This window comes from Sorangium sp. So ce834 (assembly GCF_051521425.1).
Classification (GTDB): Bacteria; Myxococcota_A; Polyangia; order Polyangiales; family Polyangiaceae; genus Sorangium; species Sorangium cellulosum_D.
In genome coordinates this window covers 6,833,776-6,859,454 of sequence record NZ_CP150351.1, presented here as the reverse complement: position 1 = coordinate 6,859,454, position 25,679 = coordinate 6,833,776, and the positions used below count along the sequence as shown (strand labels likewise).

At 72.0% G+C, this 25,679-nt stretch carries 21 protein-coding genes, 1 tRNA gene and 1 pseudogene; 13 read left to right on the top strand and 10 right to left on the bottom strand.

The window, feature by feature from the left end:
• Positions 1 to 2: 2 nt before the first annotated feature.
• Positions 3 to 1,175 carry a S1C family serine protease gene (locus WMF20_RS24525; protein WP_437617025.1) on the bottom strand — a complete coding sequence of 391 codons (1,173 nt, stop codon included), beginning with the start codon at positions 1,173 to 1,175 and terminating at the stop codon, positions 3 to 5.
• Positions 1,176 to 1,348: 173 nt separating this feature from the next.
• On the opposite strand from WMF20_RS24525, the gene serA reads away from it, so the two are divergent.
• Positions 1,349 to 2,608: a phosphoglycerate dehydrogenase gene (serA, locus tag WMF20_RS24520; RefSeq protein WP_437617023.1), complete on the top strand. Its 1,260-nt coding sequence runs from the start codon at positions 1,349 to 1,351 to the stop codon at positions 2,606 to 2,608.
• An 87-nt stretch (positions 2,609 to 2,695) separates the two neighbouring features.
• Here serA and WMF20_RS24515 read toward each other — a convergent pair whose 3' ends face one another.
• The 5 genes from WMF20_RS24515 to WMF20_RS24495 form a co-directional block, all read right to left on the bottom strand.
• A complete protein-coding gene (locus WMF20_RS24515; protein ID WP_437617022.1) occupies positions 2,696 to 3,919 on the bottom strand; it encodes an MFS transporter in 1,224 nt (407 codons plus the stop codon).
• A gap of 134 nt (positions 3,920 to 4,053) precedes the next feature.
• Complete coding sequence (locus tag WMF20_RS24510; protein ID WP_437617021.1) at positions 4,054 to 4,950, bottom strand: alpha/beta fold hydrolase; 897 nt, start codon at positions 4,948 to 4,950, stop codon at positions 4,054 to 4,056.
• A gap of 131 nt (positions 4,951 to 5,081) precedes the next feature.
• On the bottom strand, positions 5,082 to 5,321 hold the full coding sequence (locus tag WMF20_RS24505; RefSeq protein ID WP_437617020.1) for a hypothetical protein: 240 nt from the start codon (positions 5,319 to 5,321) through the stop codon (positions 5,082 to 5,084).
• A gap of 631 nt (positions 5,322 to 5,952) precedes the next feature.
• Positions 5,953 to 7,359, bottom strand: coding sequence for an FAD-binding oxidoreductase (locus WMF20_RS24500; RefSeq protein ID WP_129576670.1), 1,407 nt, complete (start codon positions 7,357 to 7,359; stop codon positions 5,953 to 5,955).
• 50 nt (positions 7,360 to 7,409) lie between these two features.
• Positions 7,410 to 8,234, bottom strand: a complete 825-nt coding sequence (locus tag WMF20_RS24495) for an N-acetyltransferase family protein (RefSeq protein ID WP_437617019.1) — start codon at positions 8,232 to 8,234, stop codon at positions 7,410 to 7,412.
• A 109-nt stretch (positions 8,235 to 8,343) separates the two neighbouring features.
• On the opposite strand from WMF20_RS24495, the gene WMF20_RS24490 reads away from it, so the two are divergent.
• The 6 genes from WMF20_RS24490 (at position 8,344) to WMF20_RS24465 (ending at position 15,544) form a co-directional block, all read left to right on the top strand.
• Complete coding sequence (locus WMF20_RS24490) at positions 8,344 to 9,405, top strand: alpha/beta hydrolase (protein ID WP_437617018.1); 1,062 nt, start codon at positions 8,344 to 8,346, stop codon at positions 9,403 to 9,405.
• Positions 9,406 to 10,019: 614 nt separating this feature from the next.
• Positions 10,020 to 10,430 (top strand): hypothetical protein, encoded by a 411-nt coding sequence (locus WMF20_RS24485; protein ID WP_437617017.1) that lies wholly within the window; start codon positions 10,020 to 10,022, stop codon positions 10,428 to 10,430.
• Positions 10,431 to 10,961: 531 nt separating this feature from the next.
• On the top strand, positions 10,962 to 11,783 hold the full coding sequence (locus WMF20_RS24480; RefSeq protein ID WP_437617016.1) for a CBS domain-containing protein: 822 nt from the start codon (positions 10,962 to 10,964) through the stop codon (positions 11,781 to 11,783).
• A 271-nt stretch (positions 11,784 to 12,054) separates the two neighbouring features.
• Positions 12,055 to 13,272, top strand: coding sequence for a glycosyltransferase family 4 protein (locus WMF20_RS24475; protein ID WP_437617015.1), 1,218 nt, complete (start codon positions 12,055 to 12,057; stop codon positions 13,270 to 13,272).
• A 127-nt stretch (positions 13,273 to 13,399) separates the two neighbouring features.
• The gene (locus WMF20_RS24470; RefSeq protein ID WP_437617014.1) at positions 13,400 to 14,416 is read left to right on the top strand and encodes an NAD-dependent epimerase/dehydratase family protein; all 1,017 of its coding nucleotides are present in this window, start codon (positions 13,400 to 13,402) and stop codon (positions 14,414 to 14,416) included.
• A 3-nt stretch (positions 14,417 to 14,419) separates the two neighbouring features.
• Positions 14,420 to 15,544 carry a glycosyltransferase family 4 protein gene (locus WMF20_RS24465; protein WP_437617013.1) on the top strand — a complete coding sequence of 375 codons (1,125 nt, stop codon included), beginning with the start codon at positions 14,420 to 14,422 and terminating at the stop codon, positions 15,542 to 15,544.
• A gap of 126 nt (positions 15,545 to 15,670) precedes the next feature.
• Here the strand turns inward: WMF20_RS24465 and WMF20_RS24460 are convergent, their stop codons facing one another.
• The 3 genes from WMF20_RS24460 to WMF20_RS24450 all read right to left on the bottom strand — a co-directional run bounded on the left by WMF20_RS24460 (position 15,671) and on the right by WMF20_RS24450 (position 20,520).
• Complete coding sequence (locus WMF20_RS24460) at positions 15,671 to 17,455, bottom strand: hypothetical protein (RefSeq protein WP_437617012.1); 1,785 nt, start codon at positions 17,453 to 17,455, stop codon at positions 15,671 to 15,673.
• Between the two features lie 126 nt (positions 17,456 to 17,581).
• Positions 17,582 to 18,661 carry an HmuY family protein gene (locus tag WMF20_RS24455; RefSeq protein WP_437617011.1) on the bottom strand — a complete coding sequence of 360 codons (1,080 nt, stop codon included), beginning with the start codon at positions 18,659 to 18,661 and terminating at the stop codon, positions 17,582 to 17,584.
• Complete coding sequence (locus tag WMF20_RS24450) at positions 18,658 to 20,520, bottom strand: TonB-dependent receptor plug domain-containing protein (protein ID WP_437617010.1); 1,863 nt, start codon at positions 20,518 to 20,520, stop codon at positions 18,658 to 18,660. The genes WMF20_RS24455 and WMF20_RS24450 overlap by 4 nt, the downstream gene beginning before the upstream one ends.
• Between WMF20_RS24450 and WMF20_RS24445 the strand changes: the two genes are divergently transcribed.
• From WMF20_RS24445 to WMF20_RS24435, 3 genes are all read left to right on the top strand, one after another.
• Positions 20,513 to 20,722: a hypothetical protein gene (locus WMF20_RS24445; RefSeq protein WP_437617009.1), complete on the top strand. Its 210-nt coding sequence runs from the start codon at positions 20,513 to 20,515 to the stop codon at positions 20,720 to 20,722. The two genes, WMF20_RS24450 and WMF20_RS24445, sit on opposite strands and share 8 nt — an antisense overlap.
• Positions 20,723 to 21,247: 525 nt before the next feature.
• Positions 21,248 to 21,487 (top strand): hypothetical protein, encoded by a 240-nt coding sequence (locus tag WMF20_RS24440; protein WP_437617008.1) that lies wholly within the window; start codon positions 21,248 to 21,250, stop codon positions 21,485 to 21,487.
• Positions 21,488 to 21,673: 186 nt separating this feature from the next.
• Positions 21,674 to 21,751 (top strand) — tRNA-Glu (locus tag WMF20_RS24435).
• Positions 21,752 to 21,769: 18 nt separating this feature from the next.
• On the opposite strand, the gene WMF20_RS24430 is transcribed toward WMF20_RS24435, so the two are convergent.
• A complete protein-coding gene (locus tag WMF20_RS24430; RefSeq protein ID WP_437617007.1) occupies positions 21,770 to 22,513 on the bottom strand; it encodes a recombinase family protein in 744 nt (247 codons plus the stop codon).
• 98 nt (positions 22,514 to 22,611) lie between these two features.
• Here WMF20_RS24430 and WMF20_RS24425 point away from each other — a divergent pair, with 98 nt between their 5' ends.
• From WMF20_RS24425 to WMF20_RS24415, 3 genes and pseudogenes are all read left to right on the top strand, one after another.
• Positions 22,612 to 23,388 (top strand): hypothetical protein, encoded by a 777-nt coding sequence (locus tag WMF20_RS24425; RefSeq protein WP_437617006.1) that lies wholly within the window; start codon positions 22,612 to 22,614, stop codon positions 23,386 to 23,388.
• Between the two features lie 373 nt (positions 23,389 to 23,761).
• Positions 23,762 to 24,079: pseudogene (locus WMF20_RS24420) on the top strand (transposase); the annotation flags it as partial.
• A 252-nt stretch (positions 24,080 to 24,331) separates the two neighbouring features.
• Positions 24,332 to 25,672 carry a diaminobutyrate--2-oxoglutarate transaminase family protein gene (locus WMF20_RS24415; protein ID WP_437617162.1) on the top strand — a complete coding sequence of 447 codons (1,341 nt, stop codon included), beginning with the start codon at positions 24,332 to 24,334 and terminating at the stop codon, positions 25,670 to 25,672.
• Positions 25,673 to 25,679: the final 7 nt, after the last annotated feature.

The window sequence follows — 25,679 nt, the reverse complement described above, 5'->3', positions numbered from 1 at the left end:
GCTCAGCTGAGGAGCTCGACCTGGACCTCGACGGTGGTCTTCTGGCCGCCGCGGAGCAGGTCGACCTTCACCTTCTCGCCCGGCTTCTTGTTGTCGAGGGCGTTGTAGAGCGCGTCGTAGTCGTCGACCGGCGCGCCGTCGAGCCCGACGATCACGTCGCCCAGCACGAGCCCGCGGTCGCCCTCGGAGAGGCCGCGCAGGCCCGCCTTGGCGGCGGGGCCGCCGGGGACGACGCCCATCACGATGACGCCGCGGATGCCGTTGCGCCGCTCGAGGCGGTGGGCCGGGTCGAGCTGGATGCCGAGGCCGACCGTCTCGGCCTTGCCGGTCCTGATGATCTGCGGGACCACCCGCGCGATCGTCGTCGAGGGCACGGCGAAGCCGATGCCGGCGGAGGTGCCGCTCTTCGAGAAGATCATCGTGTTCATCCCGATGAGGTGCCCGCTCGAGTCGAGCAGCGGGCCGCCGGAGTTGCCGGGGTTGATGGCGGCGTCGGTCTGGATCATGTCGCGGATGGTCACGCCGCCCGCGCCCTCGACCTGGCGCCCGAGCGCGCTGATGATGCCGGTCGTCAGGGTGTGATCGAGGCCGAACGGGTTGCCGATGGCGATCGCCTTCTGCCCGACCTCGAGCGGCTCGCGCAGGGGCGCCACTTGGATCGGCTTGAGCATCTCCTTGGGCGCGTCGATCTTGAGCACGGCGATGTCCTTGCGCGGCTCGACGCCGACGAGCTTCGCCGGGAACGTCTTCTCCCCCTGGAGCTGGACGACGAGCGACTGCGCGTTGTCCACGACGTGGAAGTTCGTGACGATGTGCCCGTCCGCGTCCCAGACGAAGCCCGAGCCCGAGCCGGCGGGCACCTCGACCGCGGTGCCCCAGAAGCGGTCCACGACGAGGCGGCGCTGCGTCACGAACACCGTCGCCGGCGCGACCTCGCGGAACACGGAGATCGTGTTGCGTTCGTCCTCGATGAGCGCGCTCTTCGACGGCGGCGGGACGGGCGGCGGCATCGTCTGGAGCGTCGCCGAGGTCGCCGGCGCCGCGGGCGCGTCGGGGGCCGTCGTGGCGCTCTGCGACGGGCCGCCGGGGCTGGGCTTCCCCTTGCATCCAGGGGCGGCGGCGAGCGCGGCGACGGCGACGAAGGCGGGGAGTCGAGCGTGTCTGCGGTGGCGCATGCGGCGCAATCTAGCCTGACCCAGGCGAGGCGTCTCCCCCGCGGCGCGCGCCGCCGGGAGGTGCGGCGGTCTGCCGCGCGCAACGGATGCGCGGACGTCCGACCCTCCGCGTCGGCGCCGGATCGGATCCGAGATGCAAACCGGCCAAGTTGCGGTAGAGGTGGCCCTGACGGATGAAGCCCATGACGCCAACTTCAACGAAACTTCAGACCACCCCCCCGGCCGCGAAGGAGCCCGTCAAGGTGCTCCTGCTCGAGAACATCCACCAGAGCGCCCACGAGCTCTTTCGATCGCGGTCGTTCGAGATCGAGACGCGTAGCTCCGCGCTGAAGGAGGACGAGCTGATCGCCGCGCTCGAGGGCGTGGACATGATCGGCATCCGCAGCAAGACGCACGTCACCGCGCGCGTCCTGGAGAACGCCCCCAAGCTGCTCTCCATCGGCTGCTTCTGCATCGGCACGAACCAGGTCGACCTCGAGGCGGCGAACCGCCGCGGGGTGCCGGTGTTCAACGCGCCGTTCAGCAACACGCGCAGCGTCGCCGAGATGATCATCGCCGAGTGCGTCATGCTCGCCCGGCAGCTCGGCGACCGGTCGCGCGAGGTGCACGCCGGCACGTGGAAGAAGGTCTCGAAGGCCTGCTACGAGGTCCGCGGCAAGACGATCGGCCTGATCGGCTACGGCCACATCGGCCAGCAGCTCGGCGTGCTCGCCGAGGCGATGGGGATGCGGGTCGTCTACTACGACATCGCCCAGAAGCTCCCGATGGGCAACAACCGCCCGCTGCCGACGCTGGAGGCGCTGCTCGCGGAGTCGGATTTCGTGTCGCTCCACGTGCCGGCGACGCCGGAGACGCACAAGATGATCGGCGCGGCCGAGCTCGCGCACATGCGCAAGGGCTCGTACCTGCTCAACGCGAGCCGCGGCTCGGTCGTGGTGATCCCGGCGCTGGCCGAGGCGCTGAAGAGCGGGCACCTTTCGGGCGCGGCGATCGACGTCTACCCGGAGGAGCCGGAGTCGAACTCGGACGGCTTCCACACGGAGCTGCAGCGGCTGCCGAACGTGATCCTGACGCCGCACATCGGCGGCTCGACCGAGGAGGCGCAGGAGGCCATCGGCCGCGAGGTGTCGCGCGCGCTGACGCAGTTCGTGACCACGGGGGCGACGACGGGGGCGGTGAACTTCCCGAACGTGGAGCTGCCGCCGCTGAAGGGCACGCACCGCATCCTCAACGTCCACCGCAACGTGCCGGGCGTGCTCCGCGACGTGAACCGGATCGTGTCGGACGTGAACGCCAACATCGACAGCCAGGTGCTGTCGACGGACGCGAACATCGGCTACCTCATCATGGACCTGTCGCAGGACGTGTCGGCGGAGGTGGGCCGTCGGATCGGGGCGCTGGAGACCAGCCTCCGGACGCGCGTTCTTTACTGAGGAGCGGCGCGGGGGGCCGCCCGCGGGCTGCCCGGCCGCCCGCGGCGCGCGGCCACGTCGATGGGGGGATCGCGGAGGCGATCCCCCTCAGGCCGGGGCCTCGACCCGGCCCCGCGCGCGCCGCGACGCCGGATCGTCCCCGGCGAAGATGAAGGCGAAGACGACGAACGCGGCCCACAGCGCCGCGAGGTGGTAGAGCATCGCGACGCCGCCCGAGGCCTCGTAGATGGCGCTCGACGCCGGGGGGCCGAGGAGCATCCCGGCGGCGTAGAAGACGTTGTAGATCGAGTTCGCGCGGCTGTAGTCGCGCGGCGCGGTGACGACGCCCTGGAGCGCGAGGCTGAGCGGCGAGATCGACGCGAGCGTCGCCCCGGCGACGAGCACCGCCGCGCACATCACGTCGTAGCGATCGAGGTACACGAAGCCGAGGATCATCAGCGTGCCGATCGCGCCGAGCGCGCGCATGAGGGACAGGTGGCCGCGGCGGTCGCCGAGCCGGCCGAAGACGTTGGTGAAGGCGAGCATGCCGGCCGCGAAGTAGGCGGGGATCTGGATCGTCTGATCGCGCGTCACCCCCTTCGACGCCATCAGGTAGAGCGGGAGGAACAGCACGACCGAGGCCTGGAAATAGCCGTAGGCGAAGGTCGCGAAGCACGCGGTCTTGATGCGCCACAAGATCGACGCGGAGGACGCCGCGGGCTCCGCCAAGGCCGTCGTCGCGGGCTCCCCGTGCGCCCCGGAGATGCCCGGTAGATCGCGGTCGAGGCGCGCGAGCACGAGGACCGCCGCGATCAGCGAGATGACGCAGGAGAGGAGGAACGCCGCGCGCATCGAGGAGAGCGCGAGGATGGTCGGCGCGCAGAGCGGACCGAGGACGTAGCCGAGCGCCATCGAGATCGCGTAGATGCTCGTGATGAACGCCTTGTTGTCCTTGTCCGAGCGGGCGAGCAGGATCGTCTCGCAGCTCACCCAGATGCCGACCGAGCAAGCCCCGTCGAGGAAGCGCACCGCGGCGATCGCGGCGAAGCCCGGCAGGAGCGGGAAGGCGCCGATCGCGGCCGCGTACCCGGCCAGCGAGAGCACCAGCGTGGTCTTGGCCGAGAACCGGCGGATGAGCGCGTCCATCGGCAGCGAGAGCAGGACGATGCCGAGCGCGAAGCACGACGCGAGCAGCCCGATGTCGGTCTTGGTGAACCCGCGCTCGTTCAGGAAGACCGCCGTGAGGGAGATGGCGATGCCGTAGGCGAGGCCGAGAAGAAAGATGGCGCCGTAGATGAGCCAGATATTCCGATCAGGGATGCGGCGGAGCATGATCGCCGGGCAGGTTCGATCGGCCGCTCCGCCGTGTCAAACGGGTCCATGGCGGCGAAAAGCCGCTCTGACGCCGCTCCTCGGGCTGGCGCGCGCGCGACGACCTCAGCGTCGCGCTGGCGCGCGCGACGACCTCAGCGTCGCGCCGGCGCGCGGGCTTCACCCAGGAACTCGAGCAGGAGCTGATTGACCCGCTCCGGCCGGTCGTACAGCACGCCGTGGCTCGCGTCGGGGATGCGGGCGACTCGCGCGTTCGGGACCAGCTCCGGATCCGGCGCGGCGAGCTCGGCGCCGAGATAGCGATCGTGCTCGCCCCAGATCACCAGCACGGGGACGTCGACGCGGGTCGGCTTGGAGATCCCGCGCAGGCTGCCCGGGCGGAACATGGCGCGGTAGTAGTTGATCGTGGCCGTGAGCGCGCCCGGCTGCGACCACGACGCGACATAGCGGGCGAGATCGTCGTCGCTCATCGCGCCCGGGCGCTGCGGATCGTTCTTCAGCGCCTCGCGGAGCAGCGCGTAATCGCTCCGCTGGGCGACGAGCTCGGGGACCCTCGGGAGCTGGAAGAAGAACATGTACCAGCTCTTGCGGAGCTGCCGCGCCGTGCGGAACCCGGCGAGCAGCTTCTGGGGGTGAGGACAGTTGAGGATGACCAGCCGCTCGAGGAGCGCGGGATACTGCATCGCGAACGTCCAGGCGACGCCGCCGCCCCAGTCGTGGCCGACCACGGCCGCGGCGCGCTCCGCGCCCGACGCCTCGATGAGCGCCGCCACGTCCGCGGTCAGCTCGCCGATCGCGTAGGCGCCGACACCCCGGGGCTTGTCCGAGAGGTTGTAGCCGCGCATGTCCGGCGCGATCACGCGGTAACCCGCCTCGACCAGCGCGGGGATCTGGTGGCGCCACGAGTACCAGAGCTCGGGAAAGCCGTGGAGGAGCACGACCAGCGGCCCCTCGCCCGCCTCGACGTAGTGAAGGCGCACGCCGCTTCGTTCGGTGAACCGGTGCGATAGCTTGGATTCGTCGAGGGTCATCGTCTCCCCTTTCTTCAGGACGGCCGCGGGGGCCGATCGCGCGCTGAACGGCTGGTTGTTGGCACGGTGCTAGAGGCCGCTCGAGGCTCCGCGGGGGCGAGCGCCTCCCGTCGAGCGAGGACGCGGTTCTATCACGAAGGGCCGCCGCTCCGGAGCGCCGCAAGGATCGCGCGCCGGCCGCGGCGACGATCGCAGAGCGCCCGGAGCTCGTCGCGATCGAGCAGCCGATCCACGTAGAGCTCCGCCATCACCGGATACGGCACGTCGTGCATGAGCACGCCATACCGCCCCTCCACCTCGGGCGGCGACGCCTCGCGGCCGTCCGGCGCGAACACGCGCACGAGCGGCGGCCGCTGAAAGGACACCAGCACGCGCTCCGCGCTCCACCCCAGGAGCGGAGCACGGGCGTCAGGTCGGGGGTGTCCGGCGGGCCCGTGAGCCGCGACGCCGGGGCGAGCACGCCCTCGTACGTGGTCCGCGCGGCCGCCTCGTCGCGCAGGGCGCGGGCGAGCGCCTCGACCTGGCCGGGCTCGTCGAGCGGCGTCTGGAGCAGCCGGCAGCCACGACCGCCTCCTCGACGGCGCGGAGGGCGCCGTCGCCTCGGAGCGGGTCGAGCCGTCTGCCGCCGTCCCAGGGCCGTTCGCGTGAGGCGCGGGCGATTCCGGCCGAGGCGCCGGCGATTCCGCGCGAGGCGCGGGCGATTCCGGCCGAGGCGCCGGCGCCCCTCCACACGGCGCCGCTCCGTCGGCGCGCGGCGCCAACGCCTCTGTCGATGCCGGAAGACCACGCCGTCGCCGGAGCCAATCGAGCAGTCCCATGCGTCTCGGCGGGGAGTATGACCGCGCGGGCGCCCGGGCGCGACGCCGAGCTGACGAGAGCGGTTGTTCTGGCAGGCCGGGTGAGGGGAGCTGAAGAGGGCCAGAGACGGCGGCTTGTGTCCGGGTCGGAGCGCGTCTGCCCCTCACGCCGGGGCCCTTCGGCCGAGCGGGCCTCGCGGCGCGCTCAGACGTCGATGATCTTGCCGGGGTTCATGAGGTTCAGCGGATCGAGCACCCGCTTGATCGAGCGCATGATCGCGAGCTCCTCGGCCGAGCGCGAGTAGGGCAGGTACTCCTTCTTCAGCAGGCCGATGCCGTGCTCGGCGGAGATGCTGCCGCGGTACTTCTTCACGAGCGTGAAGATCGCGTGATCCGCCTCGTGGGTGCGCCGGAGGAACTCCTCGCGCGTGAGGCTGTCGGGCTTCATCACGTTGATGTGGAGATTGCCGTCGCCGATGTGGCCGAAGAGCGCGATCTCCCACCCTGGATAGCGGGCCTCGAACAGGCTCTCCAGCTCGGAGCAGAAGCCCTCGAGCTCCTGGATCGGGAGCGACACGTCGTTCTTGTGCGGCAGCCCGGTCGCCGACAGGCTCTCGCTGATCCCCTCGCGGAGCGCCCAGAGCTCGGCGGCCTGCGCCCCGTGCTGCGCGAGCGTGCCGTCGGTGACCAGCCCGCGCTCGAACAGCGAGGTGATCCACGCCTCGAGCGCCTCGGGCTCGCCGCGCTCGACCTCGATGAGCACGTAGTAGTCCGACGGCGCGGAGAGCGGCACGCGCACGTTGCGGTGGCGGCGCAGGCGCGCCTGGCACTTCTCGGTGAAGAACTCGTAGGCCATCACGACGAACGGCCCCATCCGCGCCTCGCGGAACAGCGCGAGCACGCCGGCGAGGTCCGGCACCGCGAACAGGAACACGTTGAGCCCCTCGGGCACCCGCGTGAGCTTGAGGGTCGCCTCCGTGATGATCCCGAGCGTGCCCTCGCTCCCGATGAAGAGCTGGCGCAGGTCGATCCCGGTGTTGTTCTTCTCGAGCGCGCCGTTCATGTCGAGCACGGCGCCGCTCGCGGTCACGACGGTGAGCCCGAGCACCCACTGGCGCGTGAGGCCGTAGCGGATGACCTTCACGCCGCCGGCGTTCGTCGCGATGTTGCCGCCGACCTGGCTCGACCCCTTGGAGGCGAAGTCGACCGGCCAGGTGAGGCCGTACGGCGCGACGTGCTGGTGCACCGCCTCGGTCACGGCGCCGGCCTCGACGCGCACGGTCGCGCCGAGCACGTCGACCGGCCCCATCTTGCGCATCCGCTCGAGCGACACGACGAGCTCGCCCCGCGCCGCCACGGCGCCGGCCGCGAGCCCGGTGCGCCCGCCCGAGGGCACCACCGGGACGCGGTGCTCGGAGCAGAGGCGCAGCAGCCGCGAGACCTCGTCGGTCGAGCGCGGGAGCGCGAGGGCCGAGGGCTTCGGCTCGTGGACCTTGGTCCAGTCGCGGCCGAACGTCGCGAGGTCGGACGCGTCCGTGGAGAGGAAATCCGCGGGAAACTCGCGCTGGACGGCCGCGAGGAAGTCGCCGGGGAGGCCGGGAAGTGGGGTCATGGCCGGCTCGGTACTGCGGCGTGGCGGCGAGGGCAAGCGGCCTTCGCGGCTCAGCCGACGTCCGGGATCTCGCCTCGAAAGTGCGCGCCGACGAGCTGCACGGTCGCGCCCACCGCGCGGAGGGCGGCGGCGAGCGCGTCGTCGTCCTCGACCGTGACGAGGAGCGCCTCGAGGGCGCGCGGGGCGTGGGGGCGGATGGCGTCGAGCAGGGGGGCGGCGAGCTCCGGCGCGGCCACGCGGAAGGGAAACGCGCCGGGGAGGAAGGGGTCGAAGTTGGCGAACCCCAGCGGGGCGGCGCCCGGCGCCGCGGGGTCGACGAGGCAGAGGAGCACGAGGCCGCCCCTGCCGCGCGCCTCGGCGACCTGGCCGGGCAGCAAGCCGAACGCCGCCTCCACCGCGGCGTCGTCGGGCGGCTCCGCCGGGCGGGCGGCGACCGGGCGCGCAGGGCGCGGAAGGCGAGCCGCGGCGTCCCAGGCGAGCTGGAACGTGGTCATGGTGTAGACCTGCTCCATGCCGGCGCTCCGGTAGAGCCGCACGGCGGCGGTGTTGTCCGGCTTGACGTTGAGGCACCAGCGCGCGCAGCCGCGGCCGCGGAGGTGCGCGGCGACGGCGCGCATGACGTCGGCGCCGAGCCCGCGGCCGCGGTGGGACGGCGCGACGACGACGTGCCGCACATAGCCGACCCCGCGCAGCGGCTGGACATAGGCGTAGGCGACCACCTCGCCGCCCTCCTCGAAGAAGAGGGTGTCTTTGGCCAAGGTGCTCTCCCAGCGCTCGCGCGGAAGCACCGGGTTGTCGATGCCGAGCTCCACGAACAGCCGGGCAAAATCGTCATAATCCGATGGGCGCGCCGGGCGCGCGATGAGGCGAAGCATGGGGCGAGCTTACAGTCGGGGGCGCTGCGCGTCCCACGGATCCCGGGCGCGAGCCGCTCGCCGCGCGAGCGTTGCGGCGCCGCGTCCAGCACGGCACCGTGATGGGGCCATGAGCAACGCACTCGGCGTGGACGGTGGCGCGGCCGCCCGCGGCGCGCTCGAGGGCGCCGCGGCTGCGGGCGCGGCTAGCGGGGCGATCCTCGCGGGCCGCGCGGCGCTGCTCGCGGCGCTCGCCCTCGCGCCGGCCGCGTGCGACCGCGCGGCCGCCGGGGCGCCCTCGACCGACGGCGGCGCCGCGGCCGACGGCGCCGCCGCGGCCAACGGCGCCGCCGCGGGTGGCGGCGCGTCGGCCGGCGATGCGGCCAGCAGCGGCGCTTCCGGCGCGGACGGCGCTTCCGGCGCGGACGGCGCTTCCGGCGGGGGCGACGCTGGCGGCGACGGAGGCGAGGGAGGCGGCGGGGAGGGTGGAGCGCTGAGCTGGGAGCCGGTCGAGACGGACTGGTGCTCGGCGGGGTGGATCGGCCTGGACGAGCACACCTGTTTCCACGTGCCGGAGACCGCGCCCCGCGGCGCGCCCATCCTTTATGTGCTGCACGGGGCCATGGCGCCCGACGCGCTGCCGGTGGCCCTCCAGGCGATCGCGGCGGAGGTCGCCGCGGCGCTCGGGGTCGTCGCGGTGTTCCCGCGCGGAAGGCCGGGGCTCTGCACCTGGGATCCGTCCGTCGAGACCTATTTCTGCTGGCCGACGCGCCGCGAGACGGTCGACGCTGCGGCGCCCGCCCTGCTCCAGGAGTGGATGAGCGCCGAGGCGCGGATGGCACGGATCCTCGGGGGAACGTTCGGCCGGCGTTACGTCATGGGCTTCTCCAACGGGGGGTATTTCGCGAGCTACGTTGCGCTGGAAGGCCTCGTCGCCGTCGACGGCGCCGGGCTCGTCGGCGCCGGCCGGATGGTCATCGAGGAGCACCTGTTCTCCCAGGAGAGGCCGCCGATCAACATCGCCGTCGGCGGTGAGGAGCTCGCCTCCACGATCGCGAGCGCCGAGAACCTCGCCGACGTGCTCACGCAGCACGGCTGGGAGCACGAGCTCGTGGTGCACCCCGGGCGCGGCCACGAGATCCGCGCCGACGACTTCGCGCTGGCCTGGAAAACCTGGGTCGCCGTCCCCTGAGCGCGCCGGCCGACGCCGCGCGCGCCGGCCCCGCCGCGCGCCGGCTCGACAGCTGCGCTGGTGCGCGCGCCGCGAGACGCCCGGAGCGCTCTTCCCGAGCACCCTTGCCCACATGGGCGCAGAGGAGATGGGCCGAGCGCGCCGTGCGGATCGCCCGAGATCGGTGAGTGTCAGTGTGCTGCCGTCGCCCGTTGTCCCACCTTGCCGGTGAGGAGGCCTCGAATCGTCGGAGACGCCGCGTGGAGGCGCCCTGCGTCGAGAAGTCCACCGCTCGTGAAAGGCGTGTTTTGCGTGGCTCGTCGCGTCGCGCGAGGGCGCCTTCCGCGGCGAGCGCCTGTGCGCTGCGCGCGCCCCGAAGCGCCTTATCTGCCCAAGCGATCCGGCGCGGGTGAACGGGCCTCCGCCGCCGCGTCGTGCGCTGTTTAGGATTGTCGGTTTGTCGCTGCCTCCCGCCCGCCGCGCGGGCCGCCGGGCGGCAGCCTGTGCACACCGGCTCTCGGGCATGAGCGCTGCTCTCTGCGCAATCCGACTGGCCTGACGGCCCGCGGATGTCGCGGGTCGTGGAAGGGGGAGAAATGGTCGAGCTGATGAAGAGCAGGTGGATGCATGTTGCGATGGCGATGGCCGCTCTGACCGCCGGGTGCGCGGCGGGCGAGGCTGGCGCCGACGAGGCCGACATGGACGAGCCCGAGGCCGTTGAGGTCGAGGAGACCTCGCAGGCGCTGTACGGCTTTCTGAATCCGCGGAGCTGCGGCTTGGGCGGCGGGAACTGGGGCGGCGGGAACTGGGGCGGCGGGAACTGGGGCGGCGGGAACTGGGGCGGCGGGAACTGGGGCCCGGGCTGGGGCGGCGGGAACTGGGGCGGCGGAAGCTGCGGCGGCGGGAACTGGGGCCCGAGCTGGCCGACCTTCCCGCCCAAGCCCTGCTTCGGCAACAGCTGGAGGCCGTTCAACTCGTACAATCCGTTCAACTCTGGCAACTTCAGCCCTGGCTACGGCTTCGGCAACTGCAACAACAGGTGGTAGTCCCCCGGAGCCGGCGCAGCCAGGCGAACGCGAGCTCCGGCCCCGCGCCACGGCGCGGATCGCGCTCGGGGCCTCGTGAGGGCGCCGCTCGGCGCCCGGCGCCTGAGCCGCGGGTGGCCTGAGACGAGCCGCCGGGGCCTGGCCGCCGGGAGCGCGCCGCGAATGCGCTGCTCCCGGCGGCCGGGCGTCCGAGGTCTGCGATTCCGCTATGGCCGTGCTCCGGTGGCTGCGTTGCACGGCTCCCCACGTGATGCATTTTGGGACATCGCCGGCCGGCGTGGATGAGCTCGGCTCGGGCACCGAGAAACTGCCCAGCTCGCAGCACACCCCGGCGCAGATGGCGCGCCCAGGCGCGGCGTCTGCGCCGGCGCGGCCGGCGGTGAGCCGCTCGCGGCGCCGCGCAGCGCCCGGCGCCTGCGGCACCGGGCTCGTCGGTGCACTCCGCATTCCGGATCGCTTCTTGCTCCGGTCCGCTGCGCGCTGACGCGCCGCCTGCCGAGATCCGCGCCGGCGTCTCGAGGAATCCTCCCCATGATGCGCTTTGCGACACCCGTCTCGCGTTACATGACGTGCGCAGTCATCACGGCGCCCGACACGACCCCGCTTCCCGAGGTCCACCGCTTGTTGGGCGAACACGCAATCTCTTGCGTACCGATCCTGGACGCGTCGCGCGCGATCGGCGTGCTGTCTCGCACCGACCTGCTCCGGCTCGGCCGGTTCGAGACGAAGACGAACAGCCGCGGGATGCTGCTGACCTTGCCCGATGTCCCGGCGCGCGACGTCCTGCGCCCGGGGATCATCACGGTCGGGCGCACGACGCTGGTCGTCCAGGCGGCGAGCGTGCTGCTGAAGCACCGCATCCACCGCGTCTTCGTCCGCGATGACGACACCTTGACCGGGGTCTTCAGCACGAAAGATCTCCTCTTGGCCCTCGTCGAGGCGCGGGAGGCGACGCCGATCGCCGAGCTCATGTCGGCCCCCGCGTACACGATCCCGCTCGACGCGCCGCTCGCGCTCGCGGCCGATCGGCTCACGACGGCGCAGGTGAGCGGGCTCGTTGTGGTGGACCCGGGCGGCTGGCCGGTGGGGATGTTCACCCAGACCGAGGCGCTGCTCGCGCACGGCGTGCTCTCGGACTCGCCGGTCGAGGACGTGATGAGCCCTGCCATGGTCTGTCTCGATGTCCGGACGCCGCTCCACCGGGCCGCGGCCGCCGCGCACGCGGCGCAGGCGCGGCGCGTGCTCGTGGTGCAGGGGCGGCGGCTCCGCGGCGTGCTAACGGGCCTGGACTTCGCGCGCGCCGTCGCCGGGACGGGCCTGATCTCCACGGCCGCGAGGTCCAAAGCCGGCTAACGCCGCCCGCCAGGAGGCCAGCGCTACCCGCCAGGAGGCCAGCGCTACCCGCCAGGAGCCCGGCCACGGATGGCCGGCGCCGGAGCCAGCGCGGCCGCAAAGCGAACGCCAGGCGCTGCTGGCGGATGTCTCACCTTGGCACACCTTGTCTTACGTGCGGAGTTCCGATCGCGCGAGAGCGCTCCGGGGCTGCCGACGGGGGATGCGCCAGGAGAGCGCGTCGAGCTCGTCGGTTGAATGTCGGCGGGCATCCGTGCACCGAAGTGGGGCGGTGAGGTTACTCCTTATATCTCAGTGGTATCACCCCGAGCCCATTTCCCGGGCCCACCTGCTCGCCGAGGCGCTGGCGGCGCGCGGGCACGAGGTGACATCGATCACCGCATTCCCCAGCTACCCGCACGGCCGCCTCTACCCGGGATACAGGCAGCGCCTCTGGGATGTGGAGCACGTGAACGGCACCCGGGTGATACGGCTCCCGATCTACCTCGACCACAGCCGATCGCGCCTGCGACGGACGCTCAATTACGCGAGCTTCGGCGCCTCGACCGCGCTGCTCGGCCCGGCGCTCGCAGGGCGGGCGGACGTCGCCTGGGTCCACAATCCGCCGCCGAGCCTCGCTGTCGCGGCCTCCTGGCTCGCCGCGCTCCGCGGGATCCCGTGGGTGTACGAGGTCCAGGACCTGTGGCCCGAGACCGCGGCCGCGTCAGGCATGCTCGGCAACCCGCACGTGTTCGCCGGCATCGATCGGGTGAACCGCGCCCTGTATCGGAGGGCCGCGTCGCTCATCGTGATCAGCCCTGGCCTCGCGCGCGCGCTCACGCGCAAAGGCGTCCCGGCCGACAAGGTGCACCTGATCCCGAACTGGGCGGACGACCGCATCTATCAGCCGGTGGAGCCCGATCCGCAGCTCGCCGCGGAGCACGGGCTGACAGGGCGGTTCGTGGTCCTGTTCGCGGGCAACATGGGCGCCGCCCAGGCGCTCTCCAGCGTGCTCGACGCGGCGGCGCTGCTGCGGGACCTCGACGACGTGCGGTTCGTCATGGTCGGTGACGGGATCGACGCGCCCCGGCTCCGGCGCGAGGCCGAGGTGCGCGCCCTGTCCAACATCGTCTTCATCGGCCAGCAGCCCCACGAGCGCATGCCTCATCTCTTCGCGCTCGCCGACGTGCTGCTCTCGCACCTGAAGCGGGATCCGTGCTTCGAGCTCACGATTCCCTCGAAGATCCCGGCCTACATGGCCGCGGGCCGGCCGGTGCTCGTCGCGGCGAGCGGGGATCCGGCGGATCTGGTCCGGGACAGCGGGGCGGGCCTCGCCTGCGAGCCCGAGGATCCGGCGGCGCTCGCGGCCGCGGTGCGGCGGCTGCGCGAGATGACGCCCGAGGCGCGGCGCGCGATGGGGGAGGCGGGCCGCCGCCATTTCCTTCGCTGGTTCACGCGCGACGCGCTGGTGACTCGCTACGAGGAGGTCTTCGCGCGCGCGGCGAGCTGAGCGCGTGACGAACGCGCCGGCGCGTTCGTGCGCCAGCGCGTGAATGCGCCGGCGCACGAACGCGCCGGCGCGCAGCTGGAGAACGGGAGGACGCAGCGCGCCGGCGCGTTGCGGAGAGGAGGATTCCATGCGCGAAATCACAGAAGAGATGGCGACCATCCGGCAGAATTACAAGGGCAGGCGGGTCGTCGTCACCGGGGGCGCGGGCGCGATCGGCAGCTCCCTCACTGCGGCCCTGGCCGACGCGGGCGCGGAGGTGATCGTCGTGGACGATCTCTCCTCCTCGTACCGCTGGTCCGTTCCGGCGCGGGGCAGCGTGCGCTTCGTGGAGGGGAGCGTCGTCGACGACGACCTGCTCGCGGAGGTCTTCCGGGACGAGACCTCCCACGTCTTCCACCTCGCCGCGCTGTTCGCGAACCAGAACTCGGTGGACAACCCGGAGAGGGATCTCGAGGTCAACGGCCTCGGCACGCTGCGGGTGCTGCGCCACGCGCGGCGGCGCGGGGTCCAGCGCGTCGTCTTCGCTTCGTCCGGCTGCGCCGCCTATGGCAGCGATCCGCCGCGGCCCGTCCCGGAGGACTACACCTCGCTGGACGTGCATACGCCTTACCAGGCCACCAAGCTGCTCGGCGAGCTCTATTGCAATTACTTCACCGGACAGGAAGGGCTCAGCACCGTTCGGGTCCGCCTCTTCAACTCGTACGGTCCGGGCGAGGTCCCTGGCCGCTACCGCAACGTGATCCCCAACTTCGTCTACTGGGCGCTTCGGCGCGAGCCTCTGCCGATCACCGGCACGGGAGAAGAGACCCGCTCGTTCACGTACGTGGGCGACATCGTCGATGGGCTGCTCCGGGCTGGCACCACGGCGGGCGCCTCGGGCGAGGCGCTCAACCTGGCGTCCGGCAACGAGACCGTCATCCTCGACCTCGCGCGCGCCATCAACGAGATGACGGACAACCGCGCCGGCATCCGGTTCGTCGAGCGGCGCGCGTGGGACACGCAGCGCCGTCGCGGAGCGTCCACCGAGAAGGCCCGGCGCGTCCTCGGCTTCGAGGCGCGGATGGACCTGCACGAGGGGCTCGCGATCACCGTGGCGTGGTTCCGCGAGCACTGGGAACAGATCGTCGCCGAGGCGCGCTTCTAGCCCATGCGTGTCGCGCTCTGGGGCCCCCTCCCGCCGCCCGCCGGCGGGCTCACGCGGTGGATGCGAACCTATCTCGACGCGGCGCCGGCGGCGGGGCTCGAGGCGGAGGTCATCGACACTTCGCCCCACAGCGCCGCCATCGACGCGAAGAGCAGGTTTCGCCCGGCGCGCGTGGTCCGCGCCGGCGAAGCGCTGTCCGAGCTCCACCGGCTGCTCGCGCGGCGGCGGCCGGACGTCGTTCACCTGTGCACCACGCTGTTCTGGGCGACCGCCCGCGACGGCCTCGCGGTGGAGCTGTGCCGCCGCGCGGGCGTGCCGGCGGTGCTCCACCTGCACTTCTCGACGCAGATCATCGACTGGCTGCGCGCCCTTCCGTGGCCCACCTTGCAGGCGGTGCGCGCGGTGCTCGGCCGCGCCGCCGCCGTCGTCGCGCTCGCCGAGGAGCTGCAGGAGTACGTGCAGGGCCTGGTTCCGGGCGGCCGCGTCGTCTATGTCCCGAACCCGGTCGACACCGAGGTCTTCCACCCCGCCGCCGCGCCGCGCGCGCCGCGCGCGTCCGGGGCGCCGCTGCGGGTGCTCTTCGCGGGCCTGATCACCCCGCACAAGGGGGTCCTCGATCTCGCGCGGGCGACGCTGGCGGTCGAGGGGGTGACCCTCGCGCTCGCGGGGCCCCGGGCCGCCGGGTGCCCTGCGGAGTACGCCCGTCGCCTGGACGAGGCGCTCGGGGCGCTCGCGCGGCAGGGCCGCCTGGACCTGCTGGGCGAGGTGCCGGCGGCCGCGATGCCCGCGGCCTACCGCAGCGCGGACATCGCCTGTTTCCCGAGCCACGCCGAGGGGCTGCCCAACGTGGTGCTCGAGGCCATGGCGAGCGGCCTGCCCTGCGTCGTCACGCCGGTCGGCGCCGTGCCCGAGGTCATCGAGGGCGAAGACGGACGCGCGGCCCTCGCGGTGCCCCCGAGGGACGAGGCGGCGCTGCGGGATGCGCTTCGCGCCCTGCGCGACGACCCCTCGCTCAGGGCGCAGCTCGGCGCGGCCGCGCGCCGGCGCGCCGAGCGCCGTTACGCGACCCGGACGATCATGGGCGAGTACGCTGCGCTCTATGGGCAGCTCACCTCGGCCACGCGGTGAGCTGCTCCGCGATCTCGCGCTCGTCGGGTGCCCTTCGTTGAGCGCGTGTGACCGGAGCTCACCGCGCCACGCGGGCGGCCATCCCGCGCTCGTCGGAGGCCCCCCGCCGAAGCGCGTGACCGGAGCTCACCGCGCCGCGCGGGCGGCCATCCGCTCGACCACCTCGTCGGGATCGGCGGCCAGCCGCGCCGGAAGCGCGCGGGCCGCGTCGGGCGAGGCCGAGGCGACCCCCTGGATGGCCCCGAGCCGCGCGCGCCTCGGCAGGCGCGGATCTTCGGCGAGGGCCTGCAGCTCCGCGGCCACGCGCGCCGCGGGCGCAGACGCCGCGGCGGCGCGGCCGGCCGCGGCGAGGGCGCGCGCCCTGGCGTGCGCCGGCGCCCCTGGATCGCGGCCGACCGCGAGCAGCCGCTCGGCGTCGGCGCCGCCGGCCGCGCGGAGCCACCCGAAGAAGCCCGTGCCCCGGGCCGCGCTGTGGCCGCAGAAATGCCCCTCGAGCAGGGTCGCGGCGCGCGGCGGGAGCGCGGCCGCCCAGGCGCGGCGGTCGGGCGCGCCGGCCCGGGCAGACCCGCCCGGGGCCGGCGGCGCCACCGGCGCCTCGCTCGCCGACGCACCCGGATCGGCCGGCAGCGGAGACGCCGCACCGCCGCCGTCCTCGACGACGCCCCGGTAAAACGCGCTCGCCTGCACGATCCTCGCCTGCTGCGACGTCATCGTGCTCGAGAAGTCGCCCCCCGTCGGAAACATGACGTTGTTGTAATCGGGGCAGCGCTCGTACGACAGGCTCATGTCCTCGCACTCCGCGGTGTCGTCCAGCGGATCCGCGTAGCCGGCCTCCATCTCGGTGGTGTGGAACAGCCCGGCGAAATGGCCGAGCTCGTGGCGCAGGATGACCGCGTCGGCCTCGAGGTCCCCGAAGAGCGCGACGACGATGCCGCTCAGGTGCGTCCCGTGCTCCACCGCGACGGAGGGCGCGGAGGGCGTCGCGCCGGCCGCGCCCGCGAGCCGCCCGGTGAAGTCTGCCACCGCGATCACGTTGAGCGCCGGCCTGCCGGCGGCGCCCGCCGTCTGCTCGAGCACGCTGGGGAGGAGCTCCTCGTCGATGACCGCCCACTCCGACCCGAGGTGATGGACGGTGACATCGCCCAGGTCGAGCCCCACGAACCCGCGGTACGCAGAGCGCAGCGCGCGCTGCATGTACTCCTCGGAGACCGCGTTTCCGGCGATGAAGGCGTTGACGTCGATCTTCCCGCCGTGAAAGCGCCCGTCGAGCGTCTGGCGGCGCCACACCGAGAGGCGCGCCGGCCCCGCCAGCATGCCGGAGTCGCCGCCGCCGACCGTGATCCAGTACGTGCCTGGCACGAGTGGCACGGAGGCCGCTGTGCCAGTCTGCGGTACGGCGGCCGTGCCAATGCCATGATTGAAGAAGTGGGCCAGGGTGCCGGGAATCGAGTAGTTCGTCACCAACGTTCTTCCGTCGGGGCCGGTGATGGTCTCGATCCCGACCGGATCCCAGCTCGGCGTCGAGGTCACGAGCTGAGCGACGGCCGTGATGCCGAGCGTGCCGGGCGGGACGTGCACCGGGATGCTCTTTCCGGCGGTGACGTCGGGGAAATCATTCTTCACGAGGGGCGGAATCGGCGGCGCGCCGCCTTCGCCGATATTGCCGTCTTGACCGACGCCCGAGGAGCCTGGCGTGGCGGAGCTCGTGGTCGCGCCGGAGCCGCCGGTGCCGTCGGTCGGCTCGAACCCGTCGACCACCACGTTGCCGCCGCAGGCGCCTGCGGCGAGCGCGGCGAGCGCCCCCGCGGCGAGCAGCCCCCCACGGCGCGCCCGCGTCGCCCCGCGCTCGCCGTCCTGCGTCCCGGGGGACGGACCTGTGGCGCTCGATGCGGATGCAGGCGACTCTGTCATAAGCATGCTCCTTGCCACGGCTAAGGGCGTCCCTTAGCGAGCGCGCAGTATGCTCGGGTCCTGGCGCGATGTCACGCGCCGCGCACCCTTGTGACCGTCCCGCAACGCAAATGGCGGGAGTGGCGGTCATTCCACCTGCTTGACGCGCATTATCACTCGACCTGGGGAGGCGTCCGTCGCGCCCTCGAAGCGCTCGATGACGGCCACGTAGCGCGACTGGCCGTCTGCGCTCTGGACGAGCCACGCGGCGTCCTTGGACGGCGCGGGGGGGCTCGCCCCGCGATCGAGCCAGCGCCCCGTGAAGGCCGTGGCGATGTGGTCGCCGCGGTACGCGACGGCGGCATCGGTGAGGGCGGCGTGGTCGGCCGCGTTGAACCGTGCTTCCTCCGAGGCGGCGGTCCGCTCCTTGACCTCGGCGAGCGACTCGGACCTCGCCTCCTGCTCCTGGAGATCGGCGCCGCGCGCGGTCCCTGGGCCGCCGAGCTCGCCGTTGACGCCGATCTGCGACCTGCGGAAGCAGACGTGCCACGCCGTCGACGCGCGCGCTTCTTCCGGCGTGAGCATCCGCTGCTCGCCCCTCGCGAGGTCGAGGCAGGCGCTCGGCGCGGTCTCGGGCATCTCGATGCCGCCCGCGGTCGCGTCGAGATCCTCGATGTCGACCGTCGGGCCGGAGCCGTCGGGGAGCACCTCGGCATAGCGGAGCTGGTAGAGCCCCGTGACCGGCGCTCCGTCGACCTCGCCGTAGAAGGAGAGGATCTGGAGCTTCCAGTACCGCCCTTCGTGCTCGATCGCGTGGATGTGATACCGGCTGAAGGCGACGTGCGTCTCGCCGTCGTAGGCGTACCACCCCGTGAAGGCGCCGCCGGCCTCGTCCTGGAGCAGGAAGGGGGTGCTCGGCAGCTGGCCTGCCGTGTAGTCCTCGAGGGTGAGCGGCAGCGCCCCGCCTTCGCCCGGGCCGCTGAGGCCGCTGTTGGTGAACACGTCGTACCCCGAGAACGCGAGATCCCAGTCGGTGGACGCCGCGGGATCGCCGGAGGGGACGACGACCTCCGGCGTGGCGAGGCGGAGGAAGACGCTGCCCGAGGCCGGCACCTCGACCTCGAGGAGCGCGCCGTCCTCGGTCTGCTCGCCGCCTCCGCCTCCCACGTCGTCGCTGCACGCCGGGGTGAGCAGGAGAAGCGCTGTTGCGACGGACCATCGTGTCATGAGTCCTCCCACGGTAGCTCGGCGACGACGCCGAGGTAGACGGTGCGCCCCTCGAGGGGCCGGTGATCGTTGCGGCGGCCAGGGTCCTTCTGCGCGCCCAGCAGGTTCCTGACGCCGACGTAGGCCTGCGACGAGGGCCAGAGCGGCCGCGCGAGCCGCGCGTCGAGCGTGGTGAAGCCGGGCGCGCGGCGGGTCACGCCGCGGTCGTCCACCTCGATGAACGCGCTGGAGATCGTCCGCAGCCGGGCGACGAGCTCGAGCTGGAGGGGCAGGTCGGCGCGGAGGGCCGCCTGCGCGGTGTGCGGCGGCTTGCCGGAGAGCGGCTGCCGGGGATTGCCCGTGTCGTCGCGCGTCCAGAGGTAGGCGTAGCCGGCCTCGGCGCGGAGCCACGACGCCGCCTGGAACGTCGCCGAGAGCTCGACGCCTGCGGTCCGCGCCTTGGCGACGTTCATGTAGGTATACGTGTCGACGCCGCCGGAGGTGTCGATGGGTTTCGGGTCGAAGTCGATCAGGTCGTCGACCCAGTTCGCGAAGGCGCCGGCGCGCACCGTCAGGCCTTCTCTGGGGCTCCACGTGACATCGCCGTTCGCGCCCCAGGACGTCTCCGGGGCGAGCCCCGGATTGCCCTCGAGCTTGTAGCCGAGGCCCGAGTGATCGAACGAGAAGCCGAGCTCTTTCGCGCTGGGCGCGCGGAACCCGCGGCCGCCGGAGATGCGCAGCGTGAGCGACGGCGCGGGCCGGTAGGCGACGGCGAGGCGCGGGGCGAGGACGGCGCCGTAGCGCGGCCAGTACTCGCCGCGGACGCCGGGCATGAGGGTGAGGCTGTCGGTGAGCTTCCACGCGAGCTGGCCGTAGACGGCGGCGCTGCCGAGCTCGGTGTCGGGCACCTCGTCGACGGTGCTCTCGAAGATGCCCGAGGTGGAGACCGTGGTGCGCTCGAGCTCCTGGGTGAGCGACTCGACCTCGGCGCGGGCGCCGGCGACCCAGGTGAGCCGTCCCTGGGCGATGGTGGCGATGGCCTCGTAGCTCTGCAGGGTGCCTGTGCGCTCGCGCAGCTCCGACTGGGGCGAGCCGCGCAGGTTGCGCTCGCTCGTCCGGTAGGCCCACTGCCGGCCGGCGGCGAGGCGCAGGCTGGAGCCTCCGCCGAGATCGAGCGTCTCGGTGAGGTGCAGGGTGAAGCGGTCGGTCACCTCGGGGACGTCGATGAGGTAGACGCCGAGGCCTGGCAGCGGCGGCGGCTGCTCGATGCCGTCCTGCTCGTCGTGGATCCACCGCGCGCGGAGGCGCACGTCGATGCCGCGGCCGAGCGCGGCGCCGGCGCGCAGGCCCACGAGGTGCTGCGCGCGCTCGGGCAGGGCGGTGGCGGCGCTGTCCTCGAGGAGGGTGAGGCTGTCGTCCCGCTGGAACGAGGCGTCGGCGCTGGCCCAGGCGTGCTCGCCGCGGTAGGCGCCGGAGGCCTGGGCGAGGAGCCCGGCGCGGCTGCGTCCCTCGAGGCGGCCGCGGCCGCTGAAGCCCGGGTGGGCCGGGGGTGCGGAGAGGACGTTGACGACGCCGCCGATGGCGCTCGCGCCGTAGAGCGAGCTCGTCGGTCCGGTGACGAGCTCGATGCGGGAGACGTCGCTGAGCGGGAGGGAGGAGAGGTCGATGGCGCCGCCGCTGTCGCCGATGACGCGCTCGCCGTCCTCGAGGACGAGGACGCGGTCGAGGTCGAAGCCCTGGATCTGGATGGCGCTGGGGTTGCCGAGGGCGCCGTAGGCGCTCGGGTTGACCTGGACGCCGAGCTCGCCGTCGAGCGCCTCGCCGACGTTCGTGGCGCCGCGGCGCTCGGCCTCCTCGCGGGTGACGACGCGCGTGCGCACGGTGGCGCGCTGGCTGCTCTCGGGGGTGCGGGTGCCGGTGACGACGACCTCGAGGGGGGGCGGGGCGGCGGGAGGAGGGGGAGGCGAGGGCGGCGCGGGTTGGGAGGGCGCGGGCTGGGGCTGGGTGGCGGGCGCGGGTTGGGGCTGGGCGGGCGGCTGCGCCTGGGGCTGGGCGGAGGGCGCGGGCTGGGGCTGCGCCTGAGGCTGCGCGGGCGGCTGTGCGGCGGGCGCCGGTCGGGGACGCTGCGCCGGCGGCGCTAGCTGCGCGCGCGCTGGGCGCGAAGGGGCGGCCGAGAGGAGCGCCGGACCGAGGCAGAAGGCGAGCGCGGCGCGCGTCAGGCGCCGGCGGCGGTGCACGGTCCTCCCTGGGACATCGAAACGGCAGGCTCGAGGCGCAGCAGCGAAAGCATGGGGGAGAGCTCTGCCTGTGTGGCGCAAGGTAGGTTGCGCGGTGCGCATGGTCGCCCGATTCATCGTGGCCGTCCAGCGGTTCGGGCGCGGGAGGTCGCGTCGCGAAAGGTGCAGGGACGCGGTGCGCAGGCCGCGCGGCGCATGGCGCAAGGGCAGGGCAGGGCCCGCGCCGGCAAGGCGAGATCGCGCGCCGGGAGCGAGGTCCGTGCCGGACGAGCGGCCGCGCCGGGCGCACCGGCGCCCGGTTGGCCCCTTGCGGTGCGCTTCGACGGCTCCAGGTGGTCTGGAGAAGCCGGAACAGCCCGAGGAGGTGCGCATGAAGCCGAACGAGAAGGGATCGGAGGAACGAGGGGCCGAGGCGTCCAGGAGCGCCGCCGACGCGCCCTCGCACGACCGGAAGGCCGGGAGCGGACAGCACAGGCACGTCCCGGGGGACCCCGTGGAGGGCCACGAGGCGACGGCGGACAAGGAGCCCGAACAGAAGGTGGACGAGACCGTGGAGGACTCGTTCCCCGCGAGCGATGCCCCCGCGTGGACGCCGGCTCAGCCCGGCTGAGCCCACGCCGGCGGGCAGCGAGGCCGCCGGGACCGGCGCCTTCCCCCGCGAAGCCCGCCGCGACGAGCCGCCGAGCGGCCGGTTCGCGCTGCGGGCCTCGCGGGGGCGGGACCGGACGGAACGTGCGACGCGAGTTGGGCTTGCATTGCTCGACGACGGACGGTAGGTTCCCGCGCCGCATCGCCGGTCCCCATCGTCTAGCCCGGCCCAGGACTCAGCCCTTTCAAGGCTGCTACGCGGGTTCGAATCCCGCTGGGGACGCCATCGGTAGTGCACCTGGCACTACCCTCGATGGCGAGCATCGCCTCGAGCCCGACCTTCCCCTCGATCCGGTAGCGTTTGCCCTCTCGCGCGCTCGGCGATGCGGCGACGCATCTCCGGAGGGCCTCGGCGATGGCCTGCCGCGTCGACCAGCCCTGGGGGCTCGACGCCGCGGGCGTTGAGGTCCTTCGCGATCGTTCGAAGCCCTTCGCCGGCGGCGTACCGCCGGAAGATCTCGCGGACGATCTTCGCCTGCTCCTCGTTGATCTTGTACTCGACGCGTACGCGCCGGTCGCCGTCCTCGATCTCGATATTGTCGTAGCCGTAGACCCGGCCGCCGACGTTGAGCCCGCGCCGGGCCTTGGTCGGGAGGTGCTCGTGCGTCCTCTGGCTGATCTTCTCCCGCTCGAGCTCGGAGGCGAAGTTACGCACGGTGAGCACGCCCTTGTCGACAGCGCCGTCGATCCTCACCTCCTCGTCGGTGAAGTAGTAGAAGAGCCAGACGCCGGTATCGAGCAGGTTCTGGATGAACGGCGAGGTCCGGTTCATGTCGCCGCCGAGGCGGGACTCGTCGCGCACGAGGACGGGGGACCCGTCCTGCGGCTGCCGAAGCTGCACGTCGAGATCGAGCCTCGTGCGACCGAGACGCGATGCGGCCGGCTGGCGTTGGTCGAGCAGTTCTATCGGAAGTTCGGGGTGGCCCAGGAGATCAATCAGCGGGTTCGCGTGCTCAAGCAGCACCTTCCGTATCGCGAGGCGGGCCATGTGCTCGCCCAGGCGATGAACGTCTACGTCGGCGGGCGGTGCCTGGAGGACACGGCAACGCTGCAGAACGACGAGGCGGTGTGCAGGATGTTCGGTGCGTGCCGGCAGCCCGACCGACGACCGCGGGGGACTTCCTGAGGCGCTTCAACGCCGACGCGCTGACTGGTCTTCGGCATGCGATCGACGCGGTCCAGCACAAGGTGTGGAGCAAGCTCGCGCGGCACAATGGCCGGCGCTGCACCGAGCGCTCGCTCGCGGTCGTCTACCTCGACGGCCATCTCAAGGCGCTGTACGGGAATCAGTTCGAGGGCGCAGACTTCTCCTACAAGGGCAAGCTGTCGTTCAACGCGCTGGTGGTCACGCTGGCCGGCACCGGCGAGTGCCTCCGCATGGTCAAGCAGTACGTCGGTGAGGTGGGCTGGACCCCGCGGGGCAGCCATCAACCCCTGCGGCTCGTTGTTCGCCGGCAGATCCTCGACCGCTTCGAGGGAGAGCAGGGCCGGCTGACCGACTTCATTCGCGATCGATACGTGGTGACCGACCTCCCCCAGAGCTGGTCGGTCGAGGACCACAGGCATTCATCGGGCGCGTCAGAGTTGGCTCCGCTTCGCTGGCTCGCACCGCTTCGTGCATACGCTCTTCGCCGCTCTCCTCGGCTTGTCGCCATAGCGTTGACACCGCCCCGCAACGCACGCGTCGCATGCGTATCGCTGTCAAACGCCGCTTGCAGCGGATACGTGTGTCCTCAGCCAGGGGAAAGAGCCTCCTCGAGCGGCGTTGGGCCCGCTCAGCTCGTCCACGTTCCCCTCATTGCCGCTCGAGCTCGCCGCAGCAGCACTGAAAATGTTGGGGCTGCCTATATATGTGACTCGTGAGTAAAGAAATGTTGGGGCTGCCGACACATGGTTGACTCGTGAGCAAAGGCGGGTCAATTCTTCTGAGCGGAGAAGAACCGGATCGAGGGCAAGTCGGCGGCGGAGGTCTCGCGCATGGCGGGGATCTCTCCAAACACGGTGGCCGCGCGTTTGCATGCGGGCACTGCGCGCTCCGTGAGGCGCGCACTTCGTGAGGACTTGACGGCGCGAGAGCGCGCGCTAGAGCATCGACCAGGTTGATTTTTGGAAATTCTGAGCGGTCCGATGGATGGATCGACAGGTTCGCATGGCCATTATCTCATCCGCACCAGGAGGTGCATGAATGGAACGATAGTCGCCGCCGGTGGAGCTGTCGCGGCAGGAGCAGTCGCTGATGAAGCCGTTGGCACGCGTAAGGACACTGCTCGGCTTTCTCAGGCTGCACCGGCACGAGCTGTTCGACGAGGCATTCCAAGAGCAGCTCGAGAGCATGTACCGGACAACGGGAGCAGGGGAGCCGCCCCATCCACCGGCGCTCATGTGCATGTTCACGCTGCTTCAAGGTTACGTCGGCGCATCGGATGCCGAGGCGGTGGAGCTGTCCGTCGTGGACCTGCGCTGGCAGATGGTGCTCGGCTGCCTGGGTGCGGTCACGCCCCCATTCTCGCAGGGCGCGCTGCAGGGGTTCCGAGAGCGCATGGTGGCGCACGAGACGGCGGCTGCGCATCGCCGAGCTCCACATCGATCGCGCCTACGTGAACAGTCCCATCGTGGATGGCCTGGTCACGACGATATGACGGTCGGCGGACAGAGGGCCGTCTAGATGCGCGTCGATTGTGTGTCGACCAGCCGCCACACGCGGAGTTCGTGAAAGGTCCCCGTTCAGGAAATAGGCTCGGTGTACGGCTGGTCGCGCGCCGACGGCGCCAAGGAGGAGTGATCGATGTTGTCAGCAGACATGCCCATGGTCGCCGGCCTCGCCAAGACAGCAGAGGATTTGTATGAGTCCGTCAAGCGACGTGAGTCCAGCGCACGGACCTATGCGTCGTCGTTCGAAACGGTGTTCGAGCGCGGGACGGGCATCCGCATGCGCGACAGGTCCGGGCGCGAGTTCATCGATTGTCTGGCCTGCGCCGGCGCTCTGCCGCTCGGGCACAATCACCCGGAGATCCGAGACGCACTCTTACACTTCATCGGCTCGGGTCACGTGCAGCAGGTTCTGGATCTGACCACGCCGGCCAAGTGCGAGTTCCTCGACGAGCTGTTCGGCCTCTTACCAGACAAGTGGGCATCCCGGGCGAAGGTCCAGTTCTGCAGTCCGAGTGGGTCCGATGCGGTCGAGGCGGCGATGAAGCTGACGCGCATCGCTACGGGTCGCCAGCCAATCATTGCCTTTCACGGCGCGTACCACGGCATGACCGGCGGCGCGCTACCCGCGATGGGAAATCTCACCGTCAAGGCGGTGCTGCCCGGTGCGGCTGGCGGTATCCACTTCGCGCCGTATCCGTACCAGTACCGCTGCCCGTTCGGCACCGACGGGCGCGATACCGACCAGCTCTCGATCCACTACTTGCGAAATCTGTTGTGTGATCCGGAGAGCGGGATTCCCCGCCCAGCGGCCGTCATCGTCGAGGTCGTCCAAGGGGAGGGAGGGTGCATCCCGGTCTCGGACGACTGGCTACGCCAAGTGCGGCAGCTCACCCGCGAGCTCGAGATCCCGCTCGTCATCGACGAAGTGCAGACCGGATTCGCACGGACCGGGACCATGTTCGCGTTCCAACGCGCGCGCATCGTGCCCGACGTGCTCATTCTGTCCAAAGCTGTCGGCGGTGGTTTCCCGCTGTCGGTCGTCGTGTACGACGAGGCTCTCGATCTGTGGTCCCGCGGCATGCACGCCGGAACGTTCCGCGGTAACCAGATCGCGATGGTGGCCGGAAAGGTCACGATGCAGATCTTGCGACGCGATCGGCTCGCCGAGCACGCAGCGGAGATGGGTGAGCTGCTCATGACGGGTCTGCGCCGGATCGCGAGCGACCACCCGGAGCTGGGAGACGTGCGCGGGCGCGGGTTGATGATCGGCGTCGAGGTCGTGGAGCCGTCGCCCGGCGCGCGCCGCGGACGGCACGACGGAGTGCTGAGCGCGGCGATCAAGCGAGCGGCGTTCGAGAACGGCTTGCTCGTGGAAACCGGGGGCCGGCGTGGCTCCGTGCTCCGGCTGCTCCCGCCGCTGATCGTGACGAGGTCCGATGTCGGCGAGATCCTCGACCGCCTCGAGGCGGCGGTCGCTCGCGCCAAGCGGCAGTGACGAGGCC